This is a genomic window from Cytobacillus praedii, assembly GCF_001439605.1.
Taxonomy (GTDB): domain Bacteria; phylum Bacillota; class Bacilli; order Bacillales; family Cytobacillaceae; genus Cytobacillus; species Cytobacillus praedii.
The window spans coordinates 1-1,477 of record NZ_LMBX01000058.1; the positions used below are offsets into that span (position 1 = coordinate 1).

Annotated in this window: 2 protein-coding genes; both read left to right on the forward strand. The window is 35.7% G+C overall.

Features of this window, described 5'->3' with window-relative positions:
• Positions 1-54 precede the first annotated feature (54 nt).
• A complete protein-coding gene (locus tag ASU02_RS25390; protein WP_057768464.1) occupies positions 55-618 on the forward strand; it encodes a helix-turn-helix domain-containing protein in 564 nt (187 codons plus the stop codon).
• Positions 516-1,448: an IS3 family transposase gene (locus ASU02_RS25395; protein WP_131235691.1), complete on the forward strand. Its 933-nt coding sequence runs from the start codon at positions 516-518 to the stop codon at positions 1,446-1,448. The genes ASU02_RS25390 and ASU02_RS25395 overlap by 103 nt, the downstream gene beginning before the upstream one ends.
• Positions 1,449-1,477 lie beyond the last annotated feature (29 nt).

Here is a 1,477-nt window from a genome sequence, read left to right on the forward strand (position 1 = left end):
AGTACCGACCCCCGAAAGTTAGAGTAATAAATCTAACTTTCGGGGGTGTTTTTTATGGCAAAATATAGTGAAGAATTCAAAATAAGACTTGTCACCGAGTATTTAGAGGGCAACATTGGGTATGGATCATTGGCAAAAAAATATAATATGGGCAGCCAGACCTCTATACGTGAATGGGTGAATATATATAAGTCTCAAGGGATGGATGGGTTAAAACGTAGGAAAACCAAAAAGGAATATTCTGTCCAATTTAAAATGGATACGATACAATTTATGTTAAACACAGGTGCTTCTTATTTAGAAACTGCTGTTCATTTTAATTTGAACAACCCTTCCTTGATTATTCGCTGGATGAAAGAATTTCATGAACAAGGAGTAGAAGGCCTAATTCTAAAACCAAAGGGGCGGTCTTCTATGTCTAAGAAACCCAATAAACAAAAGAAAAAGGAAGAAAGAAAATTAACACGTGAAGAGGAATTGGAACGTGAGAACGAACTACTAAGGTTAGAAAATGCATACCTAAAAAAGCTGAGAGCTTTTCGAGAAAATCCGAATGTCTTCCTCGAAAAGCCCAAGCAAAATTGGCATTCGAACTCAAAGAAGAAGGATTCCGATTAAAGGATATTTTCCTAGTGGTGGGTATTCCTGAAGCAACCTATCACTATCATATCAAAAACTTTATAAAAGAAGATCCGGACAGAGAACTAAAAGAACTCATTACTGACCTATTTAAGAAATTTCATGAACGCTATGGTTATAAACGCATCACGAAGGAATTAAAGAAATTAGGACATTGTGTTAATCATAAGAGAGTGTATCGACTTATGCGAGAACTAGGATTGAAATGTGTAAAATTTATGCGGAAATCCCGTAAATACAATTCCTATAAAGGAAAGATTGGGAAGGTTGCGAAAAACCGAATATCCCGCCGTTTTAGCACACCTATTCCTCTTCAGAAATTAGTAACTGACATTACAGAATTCAAATGTCTTGGGGAAGAGAAGTTATATCTAAATCCAATTCTAGATCTTTATAACGGAGAAGTTATAGCGTTTGGAATTAGGAAACGTCCAACATTAGATCTTGTCATGGATCCTTTAAAAGAAACTATAGTGATAATAGAAAATCATGCAACCTATCGTACTACTATTCATTCAGATCAAGGCTGGCATTACCAACACAACCAATGGGTGAAGACATTAAAAGCAAATAAAATATTCCAAAGTATGTCGCGTAAAGCAACCTGCGCAGACAACGCTTCGATGGAGAATTTCTTTGGCATTTTAAAACAAGAAATGTATTATGGGGAAAAACTAGTAAGCTATGAAGAATTAAAAAGAAGAATAGCAGAATATATCTACTGGTATAACAATGAACGTTCAAAAGCAAAATTGGCCGGATTGAGTCCAGTCGAATACCGAACTCAATCCAGCCAATCAGCTGCATAATAAAACTCTAATTTTTGGGGGTAACCACC

Bases quoted from the DNA above. Each gene is read 5' to 3' on its own strand.
- ASU02_RS25390 (WP_057768464.1), top strand. From the start codon at position 55: ATGGCAAAATATAGTGAAGAATTCAAAATAAGACTTGTCACCGAGTAT.